The 23695-nt window shown below is 69.0% G+C and carries 18 protein-coding genes and 1 tRNA gene; 11 read left to right on the top strand and 8 right to left on the bottom strand.

Annotation, left to right across the window (positions count from 1 at the left end):
* Positions 1 to 173: 173 nt before the first annotated feature.
* The 6 genes from ACIQMU_RS30950 to ACIQMU_RS30925 all read left to right on the top strand — a co-directional run bounded on the left by ACIQMU_RS30950 (position 174) and on the right by ACIQMU_RS30925 (position 5425).
* On the top strand, positions 174 to 749 hold the full coding sequence (locus ACIQMU_RS30950) for a hypothetical protein (protein ID WP_402690186.1): 576 nt from the start codon (positions 174 to 176) through the stop codon (positions 747 to 749).
* The gene (locus ACIQMU_RS30945; protein WP_402690185.1) at positions 749 to 2209 is read left to right on the top strand and encodes a mobilization protein; all 1461 of its coding nucleotides are present in this window, start codon (positions 749 to 751) and stop codon (positions 2207 to 2209) included. Before ACIQMU_RS30950 ends, ACIQMU_RS30945 begins: the two co-directional genes overlap by 1 nt.
* 30 nt (positions 2210 to 2239) lie before the next feature.
* Positions 2240 to 3499, top strand: coding sequence for a hypothetical protein (locus ACIQMU_RS30940; RefSeq protein WP_402690184.1), 1260 nt, complete (start codon positions 2240 to 2242; stop codon positions 3497 to 3499).
* Between the two features lie 72 nt (positions 3500 to 3571).
* Positions 3572 to 3922, top strand: coding sequence for a hypothetical protein (locus tag ACIQMU_RS30935; RefSeq protein WP_352244074.1), 351 nt, complete (start codon positions 3572 to 3574; stop codon positions 3920 to 3922).
* A 312-nt stretch (positions 3923 to 4234) separates the two neighbouring features.
* The gene (locus ACIQMU_RS30930; protein WP_402690183.1) at positions 4235 to 4408 is read left to right on the top strand and encodes a hypothetical protein; all 174 of its coding nucleotides are present in this window, start codon (positions 4235 to 4237) and stop codon (positions 4406 to 4408) included.
* 537 nt (positions 4409 to 4945) lie between these two features.
* Positions 4946 to 5425: a hypothetical protein gene (locus ACIQMU_RS30925; protein ID WP_352244072.1), complete on the top strand. Its 480-nt coding sequence runs from the start codon at positions 4946 to 4948 to the stop codon at positions 5423 to 5425.
* 196 nt (positions 5426 to 5621) lie between these two features.
* On the opposite strand, the gene ACIQMU_RS30920 is transcribed toward ACIQMU_RS30925, so the two are convergent.
* From ACIQMU_RS30920 to ACIQMU_RS30900, 5 genes are all read right to left on the bottom strand, one after another.
* Positions 5622 to 6008 (bottom strand): hypothetical protein, encoded by a 387-nt coding sequence (locus ACIQMU_RS30920; protein WP_352244071.1) that lies wholly within the window; start codon positions 6006 to 6008, stop codon positions 5622 to 5624.
* Complete coding sequence (locus tag ACIQMU_RS30915; RefSeq protein WP_402690182.1) at positions 6005 to 8116, bottom strand: Helicase associated domain protein; 2112 nt, start codon at positions 8114 to 8116, stop codon at positions 6005 to 6007. Before ACIQMU_RS30915 ends, ACIQMU_RS30920 begins: the two co-directional genes overlap by 4 nt.
* Positions 8117 to 8331: 215 nt before the next feature.
* The gene (locus ACIQMU_RS30910) at positions 8332 to 9975 is read right to left on the bottom strand and encodes a hypothetical protein (protein ID WP_402690181.1); all 1644 of its coding nucleotides are present in this window, start codon (positions 9973 to 9975) and stop codon (positions 8332 to 8334) included.
* A 2031-nt stretch (positions 9976 to 12006) separates the two neighbouring features.
* On the bottom strand, positions 12007 to 13863 hold the full coding sequence (locus tag ACIQMU_RS30905) for an AAA family ATPase (RefSeq protein ID WP_402690180.1): 1857 nt from the start codon (positions 13861 to 13863) through the stop codon (positions 12007 to 12009).
* Positions 13864 to 13915: 52 nt separating this feature from the next.
* Positions 13916 to 14128: a KTSC domain-containing protein gene (locus ACIQMU_RS30900; protein WP_356538106.1), complete on the bottom strand. Its 213-nt coding sequence runs from the start codon at positions 14126 to 14128 to the stop codon at positions 13916 to 13918.
* Positions 14129 to 14580: 452 nt separating this feature from the next.
* Between ACIQMU_RS30900 and ACIQMU_RS30895 the strand changes: the two genes are divergently transcribed.
* Together ACIQMU_RS30895 and ACIQMU_RS30890 are read left to right on the top strand one after the other, a co-directional pair.
* On the top strand, positions 14581 to 15276 hold the full coding sequence (locus ACIQMU_RS30895; protein ID WP_402690179.1) for a DUF6308 family protein: 696 nt from the start codon (positions 14581 to 14583) through the stop codon (positions 15274 to 15276).
* 183 nt (positions 15277 to 15459) lie between these two features.
* On the top strand, positions 15460 to 16638 hold the full coding sequence (locus tag ACIQMU_RS30890) for a tyrosine-type recombinase/integrase (RefSeq protein ID WP_402690178.1): 1179 nt from the start codon (positions 15460 to 15462) through the stop codon (positions 16636 to 16638).
* Positions 16639 to 16727: 89 nt separating this feature from the next.
* Here ACIQMU_RS30890 and ACIQMU_RS30885 read toward each other — a convergent pair whose 3' ends face one another.
* Complete coding sequence (locus ACIQMU_RS30885; protein ID WP_402690177.1) at positions 16728 to 16856, bottom strand: hypothetical protein; 129 nt, start codon at positions 16854 to 16856, stop codon at positions 16728 to 16730.
* Between the two features lie 456 nt (positions 16857 to 17312).
* Between ACIQMU_RS30885 and ACIQMU_RS30880 the strand changes: the two genes are divergently transcribed.
* Entirely contained in the window at positions 17313 to 19229 is a 1917-nt protein-coding gene (locus ACIQMU_RS30880) for a tyrosine-type recombinase/integrase (protein WP_402690176.1), read from the top strand.
* Positions 19226 to 19804, top strand: coding sequence for a DUF6262 family protein (locus ACIQMU_RS30875; protein ID WP_402690175.1), 579 nt, complete (start codon positions 19226 to 19228; stop codon positions 19802 to 19804). Before ACIQMU_RS30880 ends, ACIQMU_RS30875 begins: the two co-directional genes overlap by 4 nt.
* Before the next feature lie 46 nt (positions 19805 to 19850).
* On the opposite strand, the gene ACIQMU_RS30870 is transcribed toward ACIQMU_RS30875, so the two are convergent.
* Positions 19851 to 22517, bottom strand: coding sequence for a Helicase associated domain protein (locus ACIQMU_RS30870; protein ID WP_402690174.1), 2667 nt, complete (start codon positions 22515 to 22517; stop codon positions 19851 to 19853).
* 36 nt (positions 22518 to 22553) lie between these two features.
* Entirely contained in the window at positions 22554 to 22757 is a 204-nt protein-coding gene (locus ACIQMU_RS30865; protein WP_402690173.1) for a hypothetical protein, read from the bottom strand.
* Between the two features lie 101 nt (positions 22758 to 22858).
* On the opposite strand from ACIQMU_RS30865, the gene ACIQMU_RS30860 reads away from it, so the two are divergent.
* A tRNA-OTHER gene (locus ACIQMU_RS30860) sits at positions 22859 to 22943 on the top strand.
* The last annotated feature ends 752 nt before the right edge of the window (positions 22944 to 23695 follow it).

The raw sequence follows: 23695 nt of genomic DNA, 5'->3' as shown, positions 1-23695 counted from the left end.
CGAGATACGCGCCGACCTCCATCTCGGCCTTCTCCAACTCGCCTGCAGCATCATCTGCTTGAGACGACTCAAAACCTCATTTTGAAACCGTCAGTTAGTGCGTAATAGGTGCAGTAACCGCCGAACGGCCAAAACACCCCGACATCCACGACACCGGAATGAGAGGTATCCGAATGGCCACCGAACAACGAACCCATCGATGTGAACGACACCAGACCGAGACACGGGACAAACGGCTCTACGTCACGTTCAGCGCGACGGAACTCGCGGTCGTCAAAGCCGCCGCCGGCCGCGAACAGATGGCCCCGGCCGCGTGGGCCGCACGCCAGCTGATGGCGGTCGCTCAGCACACCCTGATCCCTCTGTCCGCCGACACCGGCGACGTGCTGCGCGAGCTGATCCGCTCCCGGATCCACCTCCAGGAAACCGTGACCGCCCTGCACACCCTGACCACCCCCACCGCACCTTTCCCGGTCGCTTTCGACGCTCCCGCCAACCGCCCTTGCGCCCCCACGCCGAGCGCTCCCGCCAACTGCTCTTGTGCCCCCACGCCGAGCGCTCCCGCCAACTGCTCTTGTGCCCCCACGCCGAGCGCTCCCGCCAACTGCTCTTGTGCCCCCACGCCGAGCGCCTCCGCGCTCCCGCTGCCCGACGCGGTCCGCACGGTCCTGGACGAGGCCCTCAACGCGATCCGCAGGGTGGACGAGGCGACGGTCCAGGTGATGCGGGAGAGGCGCCCGCGCTCGTGATGCCGAAGAAGGCCCCCGGCGGGGCCACCACCGCCGGTCTCCTCGACTACCTCTACGGCCCCGGCACCCACGAAGAGCACACCGACCCTCACCTCATCGCCGCCTGGGCCCCCGGCCTGCCGTGCCCGGCCCGCGCCCCGGACCGCATCACCCTGTCCGCTCTCGGCCTCCTGCTGGACGCCCCCCTCGACGCGCTGCCCGGCCCGCGTCCCGCCGAGCACGTGTGGCACATCTCGGTCCGTAACGCCCCCGACGACCGGACCCTCACCGACACCGAGTGGGCGGCCGTCGCCGCCGAGATGGTGCACGCCGCCGGCATCGCCCCGCACGGCGACGCGCACGCCTGCCGGTGGGTGGCGGTCCGTCACGCCGCCGACCACATCCACATCGTGGCGACCCTCGCCCGCCAGGACGGCCGCCACCCCCGCATCCGCGGCGACATCCCCCACATGCACACCGCCGCCCGCGCCTTCGAGAGCGCCTGGAACCTGGAGCCGATGTCCCCGCTCGACCGCACCGCGCGCCGGGCCCCGGCCACGGGGGAGAAGGAGAAGGCCACCCGCCGCGGCCTTCGGGAACCCGCCCGCGAGAGCCTCCAGCGCACCGTCCGCGAGGCCGCCGCCCGCGCCACCGATGACACCGACTTCCTGTCCCGGCTGCGCGATGCCGGCCTGCGCGTCCGCGAGCACCACGACACCACCACCGGGGCCCTCGACGGGTACGCGGTCGCGCTCCCCGGCGACCGCGCCGACCACGGCTCCCGCCCCGTCTGGTTCTCCGGCAGGACCCTCGCCTACGACCTCTCCCTGCCCCGCGTCCGCGAACGCTTCCACACGCCCATCGGCCCCTCCGACATCACCCGCGCGCACACCCGCGTCCGCGAAGCCGCGACCCTCCTCGCCCGCGCCGGCCGCACCCAGGGCGCCGGGGACGTCGCCGCCCTGGGCGATCTCCTGACCGTGGCCGCCGCGACGTCCCCGGCCCTCGTACGCGACCAGGTCCGCGCCGCCGCCGCCGCGTTCGAGCAGGCCGCCCGCGCCCCCGGCGCCCGCACCCTCCAAGGCACCGCCCGCGCCCACTTCAAGGCATCCTCCCGCGCCCTCGAACACGCCCCGAGGACAGCCCGCGGCGGCGGCGCACCCGCCGTCCTGAACCTCCTGATCGCCCTCGTCGAAGCCGTCGAGGCGGCCACCGCCTGGCACCGCGCACAAAACCACCGCGCCCAGACGACAGCCGCCGCCCGGGCCGCCGTCCTGCTCCGCGAAGCCGCCGCCCTCACCGGCGCCCCACCACCCTCCCGGACCCCTCGGACGCCGTCCCGGGCCGCGCCGCGCACCGTACGGGTGACGCCCGCCCCGGCACGTGGCCCCGCCCCGCCCCCGCCCGTTACCGCAGTACCGCACCCACCCCCCACCGGACCGCACCCGAGGCCCGGGCCGCACCCGGGGCGCTCGCGCTGACCACGCCCACGACGAAGGAGACCCCGCCCCATGACCACCCCCGCCCCCGCGCCCGCCCAGCTGCAGGGCGAGCCGTTCTCCGAAGCCCTGTCCGAGGCGGCACAGGCCGCCGCGATGTCCGTCCGGCTGATCCTCACGATCGCCGACGCGGTCCGCCGCGCCGCCCAGAAACACCACGACGGCCAGGAGCAGGACCTCCCCGACGACTACGGCAGGATCGCGCAGGACTGGTGGGCCGCCGACGAGCTCGGCAAACACCTGCCCGCCAACCTCCTCTCCCACCTCGCGGGCAGCCCCGACTGGCCGCTGATGGCCCGCCGGCTCATGTCCCTCGGCCACGCCGGCGTCGACCTCGCGGCGTTTCTGCCGAACCTGGGCACCATGGCCTCCAGCGTCGAGCGGGCCATCGCCCAGAACGCCGCCCGCACGAAGGCGGAAGGCACCGACCACTGGGCCGACCTCCTGCGCGCGACCCTGCCCCAGGGCCTGGTCCGCGACGCGATCCTCTCCTCACCGGCCTGGCCCGACATCGCCACCACCATGGGCCGCCTCCACGACCAGGGCGTCGACGTCGCCCGCGTCCTCACCGACGCCCACGCCGCCGGCCTCGGCGTCGACCAGGCCGTCGCCGCCGCCCGGGCCGCCAAGCCGGACGCGCTCCAGCAACCAGCCCCCGCACCCGCCCCCGCAGTTGCAGCCCCCGCACCCGCGCCACGCGCTCCGACTACACCCGCCCCCGCCCAGGCCCCCGCCCCGCCGGTAAGCACCGACGCGAAACGCGTCCGAGGACCGCTGACCGAAGGCTTGACGATCCCCCGCGACCTCGACCTCGGCGACCGGGCCCGCGCCCTTCACCAGCTCGACGTCACCCCCGGCGCTCACCGCACCCTGGTGACCAGGGTCAACCAGACCCTCCCCGAGCGGGATGCCACCCTCCTGGTGAGCTCCCGCCTGTGGCCCGTCCTCGCTCACCGGATGCACCGCATGGCCCAGCAGGGCGTGCCCTTCGCCGCGCACCTCGCCCGCCTCGCACCCGACACCGCCGCCTGGCGCACCGGCCCGCCCACCGAGACGACCAAACGCCTGGTGATCGCCACCCACCACGCACTCACCACACCCCTCGACCAGCCCCTGCCCACCAGCCCCCGCGTCTCCACCACCGCAGCCCGCTCCCGCTCCACCACCACCCCGGACACGGCCCCGCCGAAGCACCCCACCCCCGCCGAGCCCGCCACCCCCGCCCACCGACAGCAGAACGTCCCCGCACGACGCGAGGGACGCGGACGATAACCTCCGGCCCGGCCGCCGCCACTGTGACGGTTCTGGTGGCACCGCGTGCGTGATCCGGGAGACGATGCCGCTGTGATCAACCGGGATATCTCCTTACGTCTGGCAGCCGGGCACGCCCGCCGTGTCACCCAGCTCGCCGACGCGGCAGCACGCCGGGGCGGACAGGTACCGGAAGACCCGGGCATCACCGAACTCGCCGACCTCCTCGAAACCGCCGCCGCCGACACCCCCAACCACCCCGACGACCCCGGACACAACCCCAGGACCCTCCTGACCGGTGCCGTCGAGGACCTGCGGGCAGCCGCCCGGCTCGGCGGCCTGCTTCCCGCGGTGACCCTGTGGCACCTGCAACGCGCCATAGACCAGGAACACGCCGCGCACCGGCAGCCCGCCCCCGCCCCACGCCAACGACGCGGACGATAGGGCGGCAGCGGCACCCCCCGGGCGAGCCGGCGGGCGCTACAGCTGTACGGCGGCCGCCGGCCCGCACCTCCACCCCCACCCTCCGCACCGCGCCGCACGGAACCATCGCGAACAGCCGTAACCACGCCCACCCCGAGCGGGCCCACCCACACACGGCCGCCCGCGCCAGCACGCCCCGGCGGCCTGCTCCCGTTCGCGATCCCGCCCGTACGCCAGTGCGATGCACGCCCAGACCCCGCAGCACGCCTGGGCCGCCCGGCCTGACGCCGCCGCCCGGGCGGCGTCAGACCGACCGCCCGCCAAGCAGGGCGGGTGGGAGGGGCAGTCCGGGGGCAGCGCGAGCGCCTGGTCGAGCTCGGTGTCCGGCCGCCGGAGAAGCCGGCCGTCGAGGCGAAGGGGCGGCCGCGGGCCGGGGCGTTCGAGCGAGGGCTCGCCGCGCTCGCCCAGTACGTCGAGCGGGAGAGGACGGTGGTCGCCGGACGGTGAGGCAGCGCTCGCTGTCCTCGGGCCCGGGCTCGTACGCGCCAGCCACGGCGGTTGCCGCTGTTTCGATCTCGACAGCGGCCTGCGAGGCCGCGCCCATCATGTGCCGTGCGGAGGTAGGGGGCCGATCGGGGGAGCGAACAGGTTGCGCTGGGCTGAGGCGTGCCGGTTTCCGTGGTCGCGGTGCGCCCACGAGGCCGTCGTCAGAGGCGGTGGCGATCGGGAAGGTGCCGAGTGCACGTGATCTCGCAGGAGATCTCCGGAGACCAGGCCGTGAGCAGGCGTCTTCTCGGCGCCCGAGTGACCGCCACCATCACGAGCCTAGGGCCGTGGCATGCCAGGCATCCCTCTACTGCCGGGACGCAGGTCTCAGTCGTCCCGCAGCCTCCCATGTGGGACTGCATTCCCGCAGTTCAGAGGCTGAAGCGTCCCAAGTACTTCCATTCTTCCCGGGACTACTTGTCCAGCTTGCGCGGCCCCTCCAGGCTCATCGCGCAAGCCGTTCAAGCGACCTCCCGCACCATGAATGGAGCCCCTGCAGTGAACCTCGACCGGATCACAGGCCGCATTGCCACCATCGCGACGACCACGTTCCTGACCCTCGCCGGGCTCGTTGCGACCGCCACCCCCGCCAGCGCCGCCATCGTCAACTGCAAAGACGGTTACCTCACAGGCTTTACTTCCTCCTGCTCCCGGATCACCGCCGATGGCGATCCCGGTGGCGTTTCCGGGGCGGTACGCCTGACCACCACCAACGGCAATGGCTACCTGCGCGCCGAATTCCAGGCCAAGGGCGAGCACGTGTACCTCTACAACACCACCGGCCAGTCAGCTAAGGAGTACCTCCTCAGCTACACCCTGCGCCGCTACGTCAACGGCAGCTGGACGACCGTCCAAAAGGACACCCTCGGTCAGGGAACCCGCCACATCAACCTGAGCATCGGCGAAAACATCCCGGTCAGGATTTTCCTGTGTGCCTCCGGCTATGGCTGCGCCACCGCTACCGGCCTGAAGGCGTGACCGGAGCCATACAAGCCGTCCTGTGACCCGACGACCGGCGGTCCGGATCTCTCTGTCCGGCCCGCTGCTCGTACGGTTGCTACCGCCCGGCCGTTCGGGTGCGGATGATGCGCCGGCTGGTGCGCGGTGCGGTGGGCATGGGCCAGGACGACGGCGGCCTGACGCCCGCGCCCCGCACCTATGGCCCGGTTGGGGCTCAATCGTCGTCGGGTGCGCTGCCGATCCACGCGATCGGCCCGGCGTCCGGGGTGATGCCCCAGTGCGGCGCCCGGCCCTCATGCCCGGCGGTGAGTACGCAGATCCGCCCCCACCGCCCGTGCTCCCCCGCACAGACCCCGGCGAGCAGGGCCACATCGCCCGTACGAACCGCGTACGCGAACCGGTCCTGGAACGCCTGGAACCCGCCTCGGAGCTCCGCCCCGGCACGACGCTCCTCCTCCTCGACCAGGGCCCCGCTCCGCCGCACCTCCGGGTCATCCAGCACCGCAGTGAGCACCGCCTCGGCCTCCGCCCACGCCCGCCGCCGGACATGCCCGGCGACCGCCGCACGGACCCGCGCCTCCTCGACGCCGTCGCCGCTCACGCCGCCTCCGCCTCCGCCCACTCCAGCCCCAGAACGGCCAGCCGCTGAAGCTGCTCACCGGTCAGCGTCGCCCGCCGGCTCTTCACATTCGACAGCCACACACCGAGCCTCACCGACGTCCCGTCCGGCAACTCCTCCGACCAGGACCGTCCCACCACCACCGTCCCCTCCCGCTCGACATACTGGGCGAGCGCGGCGACACCTCGCTCGAACGCCCCGCCCCGCGCACCGCCCGCCCGCCGCGACCGCGCCTTCACCCCGACGGCCTCGACGGCCGACTTCTCCGGCGGCCGGACACCGAGCTGGACCAGGCGCTCGCGCTGCCCTGCGGACAGTCCCTCCCACCCGTCCTGCTGGGCGGCCAGCCACCCGCCGACGTCGAGCCCGTTCACCATCGCCCCGGGCTCCACGTACCCGACCACGCCCCCAGCGGCCACAAGGCCCACCAGGGCGGCGTAGTGCCGCTGCCAGTCCACCGGCCACGCGGGGTTCCAGTCCGGGTCGATCGCGGCCAACGCCGCCGCCCGCCGCTGCGCCCGCTCCACGTCCTTGCCGAGCCCGTTCTTCTTCCGGGCGTTGGCCAGCCACTGCCCAATGGGCCGGTCCATGATCATCGCCGTGACCGGAGCGGCGAGGGTTCCGTACGCCACGGCGTACGCACGGGCCGCGCCGAGGTTCTCCTCCCACGCAGCGTCCGCCGGGTCCCACACAAGGTCCAGCGCTTCCAGGTCCTCGGCCCGCTCGGGCAGCATCGTCCCGGCCCGCATCGCCCTCCGCTGATCGGACAGCCACCGCCCCAGCGGAAACCCGCCCTCACCCCGCCCGCCCCCGCCCTCCACGTGGTGGTACGGCACCGCGAGATCACCCTCCCGCTCCCGGTAGGCGACCGCCGCCCGGTGCCCCGCCCGCCAGTTCGCGTGCTCCGGCTCGATCAGGTTGTACTCCACCAACCTGGCCACCAACGCCGGATCACGATGCACCCCGAACCGCAGCAGCAACCGCTGCTCCTCCTCGTCATCACCCTCCGGTGCCGGTCCGAGCCACGACGACACCGGCTTCGTCCGATGCAGATCCTCCGAAGGAATCGCGAGCATTTCCACCGCACGCTCATCATGCGCACGCAACCCGGAAAGAACCTTCAAAAGAGGACGGTACGAAGCCGAATACGGCATATCCTCCGGAGTCTCATCCGGCCCAAGAAATACCGGCACGATCAACGTCGCCAATTTATCCTGACCCGGCTTCTGCCGAAGCGCCCGACCAATAGCCTGAACAATATCCACCGCCGACCCCTTCGGATCGATAAGAGCGACAGAATCCACACTCGGGCAGTCGACGCCCTCACCGAGAACCCGGCAATTCGACATCACCGCCCGCCCGACCCTCGCCCCGAACCGGTACAGCTCCTGCGTCCGCGCCTCCGGCTCGTGCTCACCCGACAGCCACCCCGACCACACCTGACCCGGATGCCGCTCCGGATCCGCCGCGTGCAACCGCCCCGCCACCCGCCCCAGCCCCACCGAGAACGCCCTCGCCTCGACCGTCCGATGGTGGAAGGTGATGCACCGCTCCAACCCGTGCTCCGCCATCGCCTCCAGCAACGCCGCCTGGAGCACCGCGAGCCGCTCACCCCGCACGTGCTCCTCGAACCGCTCCTCCCCGTACAGCTTCTCCAGCGTCAGCCGCTCATCCCGCAGCTCCACCACCACGATCTGATACCGCGCCAGCAACCCCCGCGCGATCGCGTCCGACAGATCCAAAGCCCACAGAACCGGCCCGTAGATCCGCTCGTCCGACATCGAGCAGGCCATCTCCTTCGGCAGCCGGTCCACCGGCCTGCGCCCATCACCCGGCGCCTCCACCTCACCCGGCGCCACCGCCCCACCCTTCCGGCTCCAGCGGGGCCGGGGCCGCTCCATCCAGATCCGCGGCGTCGCCGTCAGATACAGCCGGCGCATCGCGGGAAGCTGCTCCTGGTCGTGGACGACCGCCCACGCCTTCCCGAGCGAGCCGCTGGTCCGGTGGGCCTCGTCCGTTTTACCGAGTCTGGGAGTGATCGGAATGTTCCTGAGCTGCTCCGATACGTCGCAGACATGTACGCGACGCATGGATCGAGGCGACACTCCCAGGTGCCGAAGACGCGCTCATGCCGTCGTTGTTCAGCTTTTAGATCCGGTCGGAGGGCCAGCCAGTGTGACGGATGGTAACCGTCCCGTGGGTGCTTGAGTACCGAGGGTGGTGATCGGCAGGGTGAGTGCTGTTCGCTGTATGTCTGGGCAGGCGGGTTTCGTCGGCCCCAGCCTTGTAGCGACGGGCGCCGTGCTTATGGGATCTGTGCGGTGGCTCGGCGGACGCGTGCGCTGTTGTCGGTGCGGAGCCGCTCGGTGATGGCTTCGTACTCAAGGCGTTCGGCCGGGGGGAGTTCGGCGAGGGTGCGGGCCAGGTTGTGTCGGACGCTGGTGTTGGAGTCCTCGGCGAAAGTGCGTGCGAGGGACGGATCTCGGTGAACGGCGCGGCCCCAGCAGATCACGGCGGTCTGCCGCATGAACGGTGAGGGATGGGTGGCCGTCAGGGACGTCGGCGCGGGGGACAGGCGGTCGAGCGCGAGCATGGTCTGTGCCTGCAGCCAGCCATGGCCTGGTTTTTGTTCGGGATGGGTCAGGTGTGGGAGCAGGCGCTGTTCGACGCGGATGGCTTGTTCGGCGGTGGTGGCGAGGACGGCGGTCGTGTGCAGGATCTCTGCGGGCAGACGCCAGTCTCCTCCAGCGTTGATCTTGTAGCGGCTCAGGGGGTGCTGGGTGCGTCGGTCGAAGGCGTTGGCCGGGTGCTCTGTGAGAACTTGGTACAGGTCCATGAGTCGTTCGAACGTGTCGTTTCGCACGGGCGCCAGCAGGGTTTCAGCGAGGATGGACAGTGCGCGAACGGCCTCGGAGCGTCGTTCGGCGATGTCGTTGTGGTCTTCGGCCCACAACAGCAGGTGTGCTGCGACGCGTTCGCGCAAGAGACTGTTCGGCTCGCCTGTGCCCCTGCTGCTCTGGTCGCCGGAACACGCTGAGAGGTATGCCGCGCACTGCTGCGCGGTGGTGCCCATGGCATAGAAGGGGCGGACGGTCCCCACCGGTTCGGCCAGCACGGTGTCGGCCAGTTCCCGCGCGGTCTCGGCTACAGACGGGTCGTCCACCTGCCAGTCGGCCAGGAGGGCCGTGGCCCCACGGTGCCCTTGCTGCGCCCGTTCGCGTACCACTGGCACAGCCGTCGGCAGGTGGGCATGGAGGCTGACAAGCAGACCCTCAGCGCCTTTTATGTCGAGCTTCCATGCATCCAGCAGGGCTTGAGCGGCCTGGTCGGCCACGGGCAGTTGGGCCTTAATGCACGCACCCAGGAAAGCCAGCATCTGCTCATCGGTGAACCGGGAGATGTTCGGCTCTCTGGGGATCGATTCGACCAACAACGGCAGTACCTGTTGCGCTGACGGGGCTGGCAGTCGCTCATCGAGCGCTGCAAGCGCTCCGAGAGCCTCCTTGACCGGTTGGATGCCTGTCAGACCTGTCTGCGCGCCTGTGGTGACGATCTCCGTCAGGCGGGCGGCGATGCTCGCGACGACGTCATCAGGAATGAGATCCGCCTGCTGGCCGATCACCGCTGCGGCCGCGCTGCATATCCACCGTGCACGCACCTTCAGGAGGTCGCGTACATCGAGGAACTCGAGAAGCGGTTCGGCGGCGGAACGTGCGTCTTTCCTGCGGCCGGCAAGGACGAACTGACGCACGGCGTGTTTTCCTTCTCCGGCGCGGTCGAAGACTTCGCCGTAGCGCTGGTGGGAGAGGTTCTCGTCGGTCAACGCACCGGAGATCCGGTCCTGCCACAGCCACTGGTGCGAGGCCCGCGAGGCATCCGGCAGTCTGTCGTCGACCAGGGCTTCCAGCGCACTGACGGCCGGGTTGAAGGAGAGGTCGATGAGTCGCATACCCCTGGCACCGACCGTGCGGGCCGAGAGCATGGCCTGGGACGATTCCCTGAATCCGACGTTGTACTGGTCGGACAGAAAGGAAATGGACCGTAGGGCGTGCCGGGCGTCGCCTCCCAGGCCCTCTCGGGTAGCGGCCAGTACAGCGCGCCGGTAGACCTCGATGGCCTCGCTTCCGAGGTCTGCAAGGGCCAGGGCGCGCCCGCGGCGCATGTGTACCAAGACCGCGGAGCGTTCCGGTATGCGGCCGCCCAGAGCGCGCCGGTCGAGGTCGGCATAGGCCTCTTCTGGGCTTTGGCCGGCTCGTATGGCCAGGTCCGCCAGACAGCACTCCAGCCGAATCCGCAGAAGCCCTGTCTGAGAGAGGTGACAACCTCGGAAGCCAGATCAGTCAGCCCCGCCGGGTGATCGTCGGGGTGTTCATCGACAACGATCTGCTCGATTACCGCCAGAACCAGGCGGGCTGCCAGGGGATCGCCCGCCTGCACCACAGCTGCAAGCACGGTTGTGACCGGCGCGAGGTCGTATCCGTACTCGAACCAGTCCGCCAGCGCCTTCAAGACCACGTGGATGTCGGATGCCGTGCTGCCGGCGTCGGAAGCCAGGCGCTCCAGGCGCTGATCCACGAACATGCGATCGCCGGTCTCGTACCGGTCGAGCATCAACTTGGCCGCGACGGTGAATGCCGCGTCGGCTTGTCCTGCGGACGCCAGCAGGTCGCGCTGCCGAGTGCGTAGCTGGTCGGCATGCCCGGTAAACGAGGCATGTTCAAGTGCATCCGCCAGATCGCCGAAGAGCTCGGCAGCCGGCCCCGGCTCCGTCTCCGCGAGTTGCTGAGCGCGGTGCAGGGCGTCTGCCAGGCCCAGGTGCTCAAGCGGGTCGTTCAACAGCGCGTAGCCATGCGGCAGGGTCGGAACCGGAAGCGTCTCCACCCCGCAGAAGGCCTTGGCCCATTCTGGACCGAAGACGCCAGCGACAAGGTACGGGCGTTCCCTCAGGGACCGCGAGAGGGCGCCTGAGTCGTACAAGTCGATGCCTATATCGCCCTGGTACTTCTCCTGCAGGGCGACGAGTTCGTTTTCCACGGCAGTGTCATCGACGACGCACCCCGTTGCCAGGACGAAACGCACGGCGTCGAACCGTCGCTCGGACCATCCCTCAGCAGGCGTCGTAGTGCGGGGCGGACCGGTGAAGTCGGTGACCGCTGCACGGAGTGCGGGCGCCGACAGGGAAACGATCCTGCGCACCTGGTAGACGTGTGTCTGTCCGTTGCGCCAGCCGATGAGGTCGAGTCCACCCTGGTCCTGCCCGGAGCGGCCGTAGCCACGGATGTCGTTCATCCCGTCGATAAGCCACATGACCTCGCCGACCAAGCGCTCGAACACCGGCGGGGACAGCTTGCCGAAGGGCAACGTTTCGGGGGCCGAGAGGGGTGGACTGAGGGGCAGCTGACTTCGTCGACTGACGAGCGCACCGATACGGATCTCTTCCAAGGGTGATTCAGCAGCCATCTAGCTCTCCCTGCGACCCGCGGTGCTTGTGTGCAGTAGAGACGGATGGTATCGGGACGGACCGCCATAGATCTGCGGCACTGTTTTGCGATCAGATCGCCGTCCGGAGTTGGGTGTGCCCGGGGGATGGCGGGCGGAGGCCGCCGATCGAGGACGCAAGGTCTGCTTGGCGCAGGGCCGAGATACGTGTGACAGCGTCAGCCGCCACCAGAAGTTGAGTACACCCGTCCGGTTGTCAGTGGCAGGTGGCACTCTTTGAGCATGGCCTTCCGGGGAACGTGTTCATATCGAAGGCATTCCGACGTACACGGGCGGTGCTCCATGAGTGGTGGTCGGGTGATACGCGTGCATCGCAAAGACCTGCCGTCCCCTGACGGCTGCCGCTGGTGTGGCGACGAACCGGGTCACCACGGGTCTCAGTGGGTGGCTTCGGCCGGTCTGCATACGTGGGAGGCGCCGACGCCGCAGCAGCGGCTGATGCGTATGAAGGCGCGGCGCGCGGCGCGTCAGGCCGGGGCGGCTACCAAAGATGCGGCCCCGCGTCCTGCGCGCGACTGACGAGAGCATCGAAGACCGTGGACAGGGCGGCGGGGATGCGGTCCTTTGTGAGGTGGGCGGCGATGCCGACCATGAGGTCTTCCTTGTTTTTCGGTCCCTCAGGGGAACCGCTCTTGAGCAGGTCCAGCAACTGCGAGCTGAACTTGCCGGCCCGTAGCTCTTCGATCTCCTGAGGCTGCCAGGGGCCGCGCTCAGGGTTCGGCCTCCACAGCGTGTTGGCTGTCTCAGCCCAGTCGTCGTCAGTGAAGAGGTCTTCGAGTTCGTTGGGGGAGCCGAGGTAGAGGCACTCCTCCTTGAGGTCGAAGCCGTGCTCCTTGAGTTTGTCGTCTCGGAAGGCGCGCTTCTGGTTGGTGCGGCTGTCCTTGTCGACGACGAAGGCGACGTCGCGGCCGTGATCCTTGAGGAACCGGGCGAATCGCAGTGCGCCCTCGTTGCTGCCGCCGGCCCACAGGCAGATCCCGGCGGACTGGATCGGGAAGCCGGCGTGCTTGCGGAAGAGGATGGGGAACGCGGATGTCTCGGATACGCCCTCCACAGCGACGAAGAACCGCTCGTGCAAGAGGACGCTGTTGCGGAACCCCAGCGTTGTCGCGATCGTCGACAGATGCCGACGCACATCCTTGTCCGCGCTGTCCTCGCTCAGAACCTCCGCCCGAACGCGGCCCTCATGAGTACGCAAGTGCACCACAGAGGAGATGTCGACCCCGTCGATCAAGTTGAGCGAGTGCGTCGCCACGATGACGCGCGCGTTGGGCCGTGACGACTGCAACTGGATCAGCGCCATGATGCGCCGCTGATGGGAGTAGTCGAGGTGGGTGTCGGGCTCGTCGTAGACGAATACGACATCCGACTCGGACGCCTGAGCGGCGTCGCGCTGCCCCAGGTCGTTGCTGCTCTCCCACAGGGCCAGCGAGATCCGGCGTGAGCGACCGGTTCCGGCCGACGAGAGTGGGAACCGGCGGCCCTGCGAGTCCACAATGTTCAGCTCGACCCCGACCAGTGCCGGACGCACCTGCACCTGAGGGTCCAGTTCCACCGACGGCAGGGCGCACCGCCGCGCGATATGTCCGCGGATGCTGTCGATGTCCGCTGTCAGCGAATCGGCGAGGTAATCCTCAAGGTCTGCTACGCGCTTGACCACCTCATCGGCCCGCGTGTACTCGCGCAGCCGGGAGTTGAGCAAACTCTGGACCACGGCCTCAGGCGCCTGGACCGAGTCGCCCTTGAAATACACCATTGACGGCATCGCGGCGGCTACCTCGGAGTCCGCCGCAACCCATGCGTCGACCTGCTCCATCTGCTGGGCCAGTTCCCGCAAGGGCTGCTCCCAGCTGTTCCTCGCGTTCGCCTGCCCGACGGGCTCGACCCCGTGCGTGGCAGCGAGTTCCTTGAGGCCCGCCAGCTTCACCGATCCCAAGTCGCGCAGCTCTGGGTTCTGGCAGACGCGGCGGCGGATCTCCAGGAACGTTCCCGCCTCCGGGCGGAAGCGACGGCGGATCTGCACCCGCTCCGGCAGGGCGAAGTGCTGCTGCTCGTCGGCACTGAGGGTGAACTCGCCCGTCACGGCAGTCTGAGGCACCCGTGCGTGCGGTGCGACCGTGTCCCCGTCGGCCACGGGTTCCTGTCGGCCCCCGTCGCCGACATAGGTGAGATCGCGCTCGCTCAGCGCGGTTCCGTGGAGCAAGAAGTTCAGCGCGTCCAGCAGAGCGCTCTTCCCGCCCTCGTTCTGGCCAGTCAGAACTGTCTGTGGCAGGACTGGAACATCGGCGATATCTGCAAGGCAGCGGAAGCCCTCAACGGAAACGGAGCAGATCTGCACGCACGCCTCAACTCAACAACGATGGAACGGTTTTGGATGAACTGTCTGGACGTCAGCTCGAGATCGGGCGGTACGGATAGTGACCCTTGATGAACCGAGCCAAGAAGCCCCCCTTGCTAGGGGAAGCCATCAATGCCGAGTGCACGTCCGCAGGCACGTTGTCGTAGCGGTACACCCCTCCGCTGTGGAAAGCGACCTCGAGCACACGCTCCGCCTGGCTGTAGCCCACCGACCGGACGTTGGTGGAGCGAACCGGCTCATGCAACAAGGTGCCTCCAGCGGCCTACGTGACGGGCGTTGCACGATTGACAGAAAGGATAGCGCTGCGCGCTGCCCTCAAGGACGCAGTTGGTGCGAAGCGCCGCCTGCACCTGACCACGTTGGCCCGGTGACCTCGGTTTGAGCCGATGGCGGCGGATCGTCGACGGTCGAGAAGCTGTGGAACTCCAACGCCGTGACGAGTTGAGCCGACCAGGCCCCAGCGGCCACCCGCACACCGACTTTCGGCCTGCCCAGGCGACACCTCGCCCGCGCGCCACCGCCTACGCCGAGGAAGGGCTCGCAACGCGGCGTTTCACAGGCTTAGAGACTGCCAGCATCCGATCATGTCCGGTCGGTACACGGTTTCTCACGGCGCGACCGGTTCGCTGCATGACTCTCGGGCGGGCTTTGTAGCACCGCTCACTACTCCAGACCTAGATGAAGGAGCAAGTTCTCATGGCCGCTTCTACCGCAGTGTCCGGTGTTTCTGATGGGGCGTTGTCGCCGTTAGGGCGGCGGTTGGGTGCCCTGCTGAGTTCCGAGCGCGTGGTCCGTGACCTGCGGCAATACTTCGGCCTGGGCGTGCCGCCCGGCGGGATGCAGTTCACCGGGAGTCGGTTCGAGCATCTGGCGGGTGGGGGAGATCGGCCTGAGGTTGCTGACCGGTTTACGGCGGAGGACCTGGTCGCGGTGCAGACCTTGTCGGTCACCGTTCCGGCGCCTGTCGCGCTGGATATTCTGGAGGGCCCTCTCGGCGTGAGGCTGTCCGGTCTGTTGCAGGCCATTCCCAGGGACATCGACATGGCTGATGCCGACGCGCTCGTCGTGGCCGACGGCTCGCCGGCGGACCAGGCATGGCACCTCCTCTGTGCCCAGTACGGGGTCAACTGGGTCATCGGGGGGAAGATTTTGGCGCGTAAGCGTCCGCGGTTGCTCCCGATCTATGACCGCGTCGTACGCTGCGCCGTCGGCCGGCCGCCGTCCTTCTGGCTCGCCTTCCATGCCGCGCTGCGTGAGGACGGCGTCGCGTTGCACCGCCAGCTGCTCGAGCTGAGGCAGGCCGCAGGGCTGCCCGAAACGGTGAGCGCGTTGCGGGTGTGCGATGCGGCGGTATGGATGAACCACCGAGCTCTGGGCCATCCCTGCTCCTGAGGATGCCTGCCGTCAGCGCGACCCCGGGGGCGTTCTGGCGTGTGAGGGTGACGGACTTTACCAACTGTCACCTGGGTGTGTGGGACGTTCGTGTGGAGTGGTCCGCCGATGCGGGGGAGGGGTGTGGACTCGGAGCCGGAGGACGCCGCCACGGGGGCGGCCCCCGTTCCGGAGGGGCGGCACATGGTGGATGGCCGACTGGTGGTGGGCGACTTACGAGTGCAGGAGATCGTCCGTAGGGACCAGCGGGTGACTTACACGGTCGTGGACACGGACTGCATGCTTGTGGCGGAGGCAGACGGGTTCCTGCGTTCCTGCCGGGCGGGTACGGACCGCACGTACGCATATGTGCTGGTGGATCATCTGCGGTGGCTGCGGTTCGCGGGCCTGGACACAGGGTCGGCGTCGCTTGAGGACCTGCGGCACTACATGGCGGCCTTGGGAGCGGACTACCCGGGGCCGTTCGGGCTGCCGTGGCGCGAGGGGAAACGCCCCTACGGGCACAGCGCACTGAAGACCGCCGCGGCCTGCCTCAAGGGTTTCTACCTCCGCCTGGGCACTCACGGCGTGAACCCGGCACTTGCGGAGGCACTGCGCGTGGCCCGTTTGCCGACGCGGGCGGACCGTCGGCGGGCGATGCTCGGGCACGTCCTGCACAGCATGCCCGCGAATCCTCTGGCTCCGGCGGAGCGGATGCGCCGGCATCCGAAGATGCTGCCGGAAGGTGCCCGGGAGCTGCTGCTGGGGGCGGTGTCGTGCGCGCGTGACCGGATGGTGGTCACGTGGCTGGCCGACGGCGGTTTCCGGATCGGTGAGCTGTGCGGGCTGCGTCTGGTCGACCTGCACCTGCGTGAGCAGGCCGCGTGCGGTCAGTGCCGGGGGCCGCACGTGCACATCTGCCACCGCGAGGACAACCACAACAGGGCCCGAGTGAAGACCAAGTCTCCCTGGACGTCGCAGGACGGCACAGTGTGCGGTGGGACGGTGCGCCGGGTGAGTCCGGCGATGATCCACACCTACTTCGAGTACATCACCACCCAGTATCCCGCCCAGGCCGCTCACGGCATGTTCCTGGTCGGCCTGCACGGCCCCTCCCGGGGCCAACCGTGGACCACGGCCGCGGCCCGCGGCATGCTGCGCCGAGCCGCGGCCCGGCTGGAGATCGGCCGGGTGGTACCGCACGCTTTCCGGCACAGCTTCGCCACCGCAGTTCTGGACGCCGCACGGGGCAACGCGGTGATCGCGCGTGACGCCGGCGGCTGGGCCTCAGCTGCGACCGTCGAGCAGGTCTACGGCCACGTGGACATCCACGACCCGGTCTTCACTGCAGCGCTGGATCAGGTCTGGGGGACACAGCCGTGATCCCGCTGACGTTGCTGCCCGGCCGCACCGACACCACCCGCATCGGCCGCGACCGGCTCGAACTACTCACGGCCCTCATAAAGGCCCCTTCATTCGATCCGCTCTTCCGCGACACGCTGATCTTCATCCCGCCCCAGCACCCAGTCTTCGCCTGGCAGTGCGGCATCGACGGCTGCGAGCGCATCCGCCGCGTCAGCCACAACCTGTGCGGTTCCCACTGCCTCGAGTGGGAGCAGGCAGAGCGGGCCGGCCAGTTCAAGCGCGCCTTCATGAACGCCGCAACGCCTCTTCCGCCCGCGCGGGGAGTGGACTACGGGCGCTGCCGGATTTGCCCCGACCGCCCGGCCCTCAGCCCCACGACCCAGCTGTGCCATCAACACCAGAACCGCTGGCAGTATGGCTCGGCGGCGCGCATCGACCGAAAGCACCTCAAACGATGGGCTCTGGACCAGCACGCGCTACCCGGCTTCGGCCTCTGCAAGGCCCACTGCCCGTTCCTAGCCTGTAGCTCGGTGGGATTGTGTATCCAGCACCAGGCCCGTTACCAAACCGAGCAGCGTCCGGGAGGAGCCCGGTCGGAACGCATCCACGGTCGCATCAACGACGGACGCCCACTCCCCGTAACGTACGACGACGAGCCTGCCTTCCACTCATGGTGTGCCACCACGGAACCTGTGTCACAGCCGGGACTGGTCAACCTCCACCCACTGCCTCCTTTGCTGCGAGCCGAGATCCAATGGGGCCTGCACACCCACGCCCAGGCCGCACAGCACTCCGAATGGACCACCAACGGCATCAGGAACCTCGTCGGACATTGCCGACGAGGCGGCATCACGTCCCTGATGGACCTGCACGACCAGGGCTACAAAGACCTGACCCCTAAACAGATGGACTCCGAAGTCCGCAAGATCATCTGGGAAGTCGTCAACGGTCTGCGCTGCGTCTACCACAGCCCCTCGGACACCAAGGACGCCGGCTTCCTGGAAACCGATCACTTCGGACGACGCTTCAAGAACGCCCAGAGCCACTTCGACATCACCACCGTCCCTCAGCGGTGGCTGCGCGACCTGCTCTGGGATCATCTCGCCGAGTGGCTCAGATCCCCACAGTGCCCCCGCACCCGCGGACCCTTCGACCAGATGCGCCGCGCCGCCGTCGAGCTGGGCGTCTTCCTCAAAGCCGACGCCCCCGACGCCGGCCACGACCCCACCGTGCTGCGCCGTGAACACGCCGAGCGGTTCGTCGCCGACCAGCGCCACCGCGCCCGCCACGGCCTACCGTCCCTGGGGATGGTCCTGGTCGACGGACGATCCCCCACCGTCACCGACCTGAGCTGCCAATTCGTCTTCAACGGGGCACGCAAGCTGCTCTACAGGGCTATCCCCGCCGGCCACGCCGAACGCCTCGGCATCGACACCGGCTTCCTGACCGCCATCCCCTTCGGCGGTACCGGCCTCAAGCAGCGCTCCCGCAACCCCTTCAGCGACGACGTCGCCCGCGCGCTGATGGACGAGACCAACCTGCGCCGCCTGGAGGAACTCGACCTCAACGACCGAGACCTGCGGGACATCTGGGAGACCATCGTCGCCACCGGGCGCCGCTGCAGCGAGATCGTCGGACTACGCCTGGACTGCATCGGCCGCTACCGCGGCCTGGCCATGCTGTGGCACGACCAGACCAAGGTCGGCAACTACAACGAGGGCATCCGCATCCCCGAGCCCATCTACCAGCGCCTCGACGCCCGGCGCACCAAGACACTCCAACTCTTCGAAAAGCGCTACGGCCGCGTCCCCATAGCCGCTGAACGCCCCGGCCTGGCCCTGTTTCCTTCCCGCATCCGCAACCCCAACGGCCGCCAGCCGATCTCCTACGGACACTTCAACCACCGCTTCAAGACCTGGATCTCCGACCTCGACCTCGGCGGCGCATACGTCGCCCACCAGGCCCGCCACACTCTGGCCACCAACCTGCTGCGCGCCGGCGCCACGCTCACTCACATTCGCCGCTACCTCGGCCAGCTGTCCGAGCGCATGGCCGAGCACTACGTGAAGATCACCAACAGCGACCTCGAAGACGTCCTGAACACCGTCTGGGTAGCCGGGCCCGGCGCCCCCAACCCAGGCGAGCTCCTCTCCGGCGACGCCACCCCCATTGACCGCGAGTCAGCCCTAGCTCTGGCCCTGGACCTCTCCCGCCGCAGCACCCCCGCCGATGGAGGCTTCTGCACCTACCAACCCGTCGTCGATGGCGGAGCCTGCCCCTGGAAACTCGACTGCGAGAACTGCGACAACTTCGTCCTCTCCGGCGCAGACCTCCTCTACTGGCGACGCAAAGCCGAACAGTGGCGCTCCATCGCCGAGAAGGCCCCTGACGACGCCACCGCCGACTACCTCCACACCGTCTTCGAACCCACCGCCCAGGCCATCAAAGGACTCGAGCAGGCCCTGGCCGCCCTCGGCATCCTCGACGAAGCCCTCACCTTGGACCTTCGGCGCCCCCAGGACTACTTCCACCGCACCTGGAGCACCGCCTTCCGCGCCCGAGACCTCGCAGCACTTCAAGCCCCCGACGACGCCGCAGGACAGGCATGAGCACGCCCCGCACCGACGCAGCCGTCCAAGCCCGCCGCCTAGCCACCCAAGAGATGCTCGAACGCCTCCAGACCGCCCTGACCACCGCAGCACGCGACCATACGCCTGTCACCGTCGCTGCACTCGCCCGAACCGCCCGCGTCTCACGCACCTTCCTCTATCAAAACCAGCAGGCCAGAGCCCTGATCGAGCAGTCCACCCGCGCAAACAGACCCCATCCCGCAGTTTCCACCAGCGGCAACCGCGCCCAGCCCGCCTGGAAAGAACGTGCACTCAACGCCGAAGACGCACTCACCCAGGCCCAGCGCGAAATCCGCATCCAGCGCACCCGCATCGCAGACCTCCTCGGCAAGATCCGCGACCTCGAACACGATCTACCCGAGGGCTCCCTCCAGCGCATCGTCACCGAGAACACCACGCTGAAGCAGCACGTAAGACAGCTCACCCAGGACAACCAGCAGACTCAAGAGCGGCTGACCAGCGCACGCCAGAACAACCGCTTCATGGACAAACGCATCGCCGACCTCGAAGCCCAACTCGCTCCGTACCTCACCACCCCGCCTCCGCGCCCCTGACCCAGCCTCGGATCATTGCCAAACGAGAGGTCCGTGCCTACGACTGTCAAATCCAGTCGATGCCCAACTTCCTCAGTGCGTCGAGCTGTTCCTGGGTGAGTTTGTCGCGGCGGGCTTTCGTGTTGGAGACCCATACGCCGAGCTTGACGACCAGCTCAGTCTCGCCGTCGATCGAGATCTCCTCGACGTGCCCCCTCGGCACAGGCCGTTGGCCTTCCCGTTCGACCCACTGTGCGAGAGCCGCCAGGCCTCGCTGGAACGCCTGCTGGGCCTTGCCCGATCCCTTCCTCGACCGCGGGGCCACCGGGGCGGGGGAAGGTACTTCAGTGGGTTGTACGCCCAGCTTCGACAGCCGTTCCTGCTGATCGGTCGACAGCTGCGCCCACGTGCCTGGGTTCTTCTGCCGCTCCAGCCATCGTCCGATGTCGTCGCCGTCGAAGGTGACGCCGGGGTCGATGTGGGGCAGGTGTCCGTCGGCGTCGACCAGGTCGGAGAGCACCTTGTAGTGGCGTTGCCAGTCGAGTGGCCAGGGGCAGTTCCAGTCCGGGTCGATCGCGGCCAGTTGCTGTGTGCGTTGCGCCGCTCGCCCGGGGTCCTTGCCGAGACCGCCCCTGCGGCGGAGGTTGGCGAGGAGTTGTCCGATGGCCAGTTGCTCGCCGCCCCCCTCGCCTTCGCCCCACACAGCGTCCTGTCGGGGTGCGAGGTGCCCGGTGGCCCGCTGGTAGGACCGGAGTGCGGCGAGCTTCTTCTCCCATGCTTCGTCGCCCGGCTCCCACACCATTCCGGCCTCGTCGAGCAGCGTCTTGCGGTGGGTGTCGAGTTCACCGGCTCGCAGCGCCTTGCGCTGCTGGTGGATCCACCGGCCCAGGGGATAGTCCCTCGTCACGCCGACCGCGGTTTCGGTGTCGTACGGCACTGCGTGAAGGCCGGTGATCTTGCTCTCGGTGCGCCAGCGGATCAGGGCCTGGTAGCCCTCGAGCCAGACGAGGGATTCGGGCCGGATGACGCGGCAGCGGGTGAGGGCGGCGATGTCGGCGGCGTCGCGGGGGGAAGCGAAGTTGACCACGATGGAGGTGACCCGGTCGACCTCCTGCTGCGTCTGGCTGGTCTCCGCGGGCATGTCCCCGTTCTCCGGGCCGGCCGCGGTGGCGGGGGAGGGGCGGACGTGGATGCGCCGCCGTTCGGTGCCGCGGGTCAGGGCGCGGGAGGCGAGCTGGTCGACCATGCGTTCCGAGTGCGAGCGCAGGGCTTGGAGGATGTCGACCAGGGGCTGGTAGCTGGCCGAGGCGATCATGTCTTTCGGGTCCTGCCCGGGCTGGAGGAAGACGGGGATGATGATCCGTGCGGTCTTGGCCCGGCCGTCGGGGTTGGGGCGCAGGGCCCGTCCAATGTTCTGGACGACGTCGACCTGGGAGCTGCGCGAGCCGACGATGCACACGGCCTCTACCCCACGCAGTCCGGTGATGTCGACCCCGACCCCGAGGGCGCGTACTGAGGAGAGGAACGCCCGGTGCACCCGCCGATTCTGGGCGTCGATGCCGTTGGCGAACCGATGGATCACCGCACGCCGGTGCGCGATGGGGTGGTCTCCGCACAGCCAGTCCGCCCACACCCGGTCCGCAGGTACATGACGGCCCTCCTCCAGCTCGTACAGCTCAGCGTCGATCGACGACACGGGCAGCTCTTCCGCACCGGCCAGCGCCACCGCGGATGCCTCAGCGGCATACAGCTCGGCGGCGGTGCGCGGCATCTGCCCGGCGAACGCCTCGGCTTCCTCGACCCGCTGGTGGAACACCATGGTGGTGTGCAGATTCTGCTGCGCCGCGTGCTCCAGCAGCGCCGCCTGGAGCAGGGCCATGCGCCGGCCACGCAGGGCGTCCTCGGACAGGCCCAGGATCGGGTCCGGGTCGCGGATCTCCAGCACGTCGATCTCGAACCCCGCAAGGATCGAGCGTTCCACCGCCTCCGCCAGACCGAGATCGAAAATCCGGGTGCCGTAGGTGCTGGAGTCGTCCTCCATCGACGCGATCACCAGCTCCCGGCCGTCCCGGCCACGCTGCGGCCGGGGCGCGGCGAGGATCCGCGGGGTCGCGGTCAGGTAGAGCCGAAAGTCGACAGGGATCCGACTGTTGTCATGGATCGCCGCCCACGGCCGCCCTACGTCCCCGGCCGTCATGTGCCCCTCGTCCAGAATGGCCAGGTCAAACGGAGCCATCCGCTGCCCGTACAGCCGCTCCCCGCCCGCCAGAGCCGATTCCAACGGCCCAGGAACAGTCCCACGCCCAGAGACATCGGCCGGGTCCTCACGGTCCACGAGAGAGGCGTACGTGGCGAACACGACGACCGGCCCGGACCCCGCCCACAGGGCGAGCTGGATCGGGTTGGTGGTGGTGCGCACTCCGAGCTGCTCCAGGACCTCGTCCTTGTCCACCGAGCAGACCGCGACCATCGGCGCGCGGTGCCCGACCCGCCGCCAGGACTGGGCACTCTGCACGATCAGGTCCAGCGTGGGCACCATCACCAGGATCCGCCCGCCCGGGAAGTACTCCAGCGCGCACGTAGCGGTGGTGATCGTCTTACCGGACCCGGTCGCAGACACCCCCATCGCACGTGCCCCCTCCGGAGGAATGGGCGATCTTGCAGGAAATCCAACCCAGTTACGGAATCTCAACTTCTGGTCGACCTGGTGTTCCTTGAGCGGAACCAAAAACATTTTCAAGCCCTCCCTAATACTTGTCCCTGATGTCTTTCAGACGGTCGCGTGCGAAATGCAGGCTGCACCAAGGTCCTTCCAGATCACCCCGTCTGCCTTGTGCCACCCGCCGTGCTTTCCGTCTTTGAAGGACGGCTTGTCGTCCGGGTCGTAGTGCCCGGTGTCGAGCGTGCAGACGATGACGTCCTCGTCTGCGTTTCGCGTCCGCGCGGTGCACAGCCCGCCAGCCTTGCCCAGCACCTCCAGTACCTGGCGGCGGGCCGTGGTGTGCGGGGGTGTGAGCGGAACATCCCCTACAAGAGGAGGGGCGTTGTGGGCAGGAGTGCGGATACGCTGTGTGCGGCCACGCGTCGTCTAGCGGCCCAGGACACCGCACTCGGGTTCGCCCCGATGCGGAAACCCCGGTTCGAATCCGGGTGCTGGCCAGCCCTGCCCAACTCACGACCGTCACGCCCTCGTCCCAGCCGTCCGCGAACCGCGAACCGCGGACCCTGAGGCCGGCGCTAACGCGTGCAGCTCGACCACCTCGCGCTGTGCCCCCAGAGACCGCCCGGGCCCCCAGCGCGGCCACCAGGTCGTCCGCCTCGCTCGCCGGCACGCCCTGCGGCTCCAGATGCGCGAAACCTTCAACCGGGCGTTCAGGCCCGCCGTCTGATACTGCGCCACCCGGCGCACAGAATCGCCGCTCAGCACGGATCGAGTCCGCAGATTCGTGGGGACCGGTCATCTGCGATCGTTCCTCTCAGAATTTCCGGGAAGGTCCTCTGACGGTTAAGAGGTGTCCCGTGTTTCCACCAATGGTACATGCTGCATCACGTGATGCACTCGGTACACTGGAACCCACACGAACGAGCGCCCCCCACCCTCGTAGCCAGCCGGGCCCGCGCCAGCGGGTCCCAACGGTCCTGGAGGCGCAGCCGGAAGGGCCGTTGGGCGGGGGAGCGCAGCGGACCCGCCCAACCTGGCCTGGAGCGAAGCGGAAGGTCGTTCAGGCCGTGCGCAGCACGGCCAGGTCCGGAAGCGCAGCGGACGGACCGTCACCTCCGAAGCGCAGCGCCGGAGGTGCGTGACCCGCGCAGCGGGTCACCAGCGCTCCCGCGGAGCGGGAGCGCAACCAACGCGCGCAGCGCGTTGGTTCGCTTGCACATCGCGCAGCGATGTGGTACCCGCTCCGCGGG

It is taken from the genome of Streptomyces sp. NPDC091649, assembly GCF_044756785.1.
GTDB lineage: Bacteria > Actinomycetota > Actinomycetes > Streptomycetales > Streptomycetaceae > Streptomyces.
Note: the sequence above shows the minus strand (reverse complement) of the source record. Positions and strands in the feature narration are given on the sequence as shown.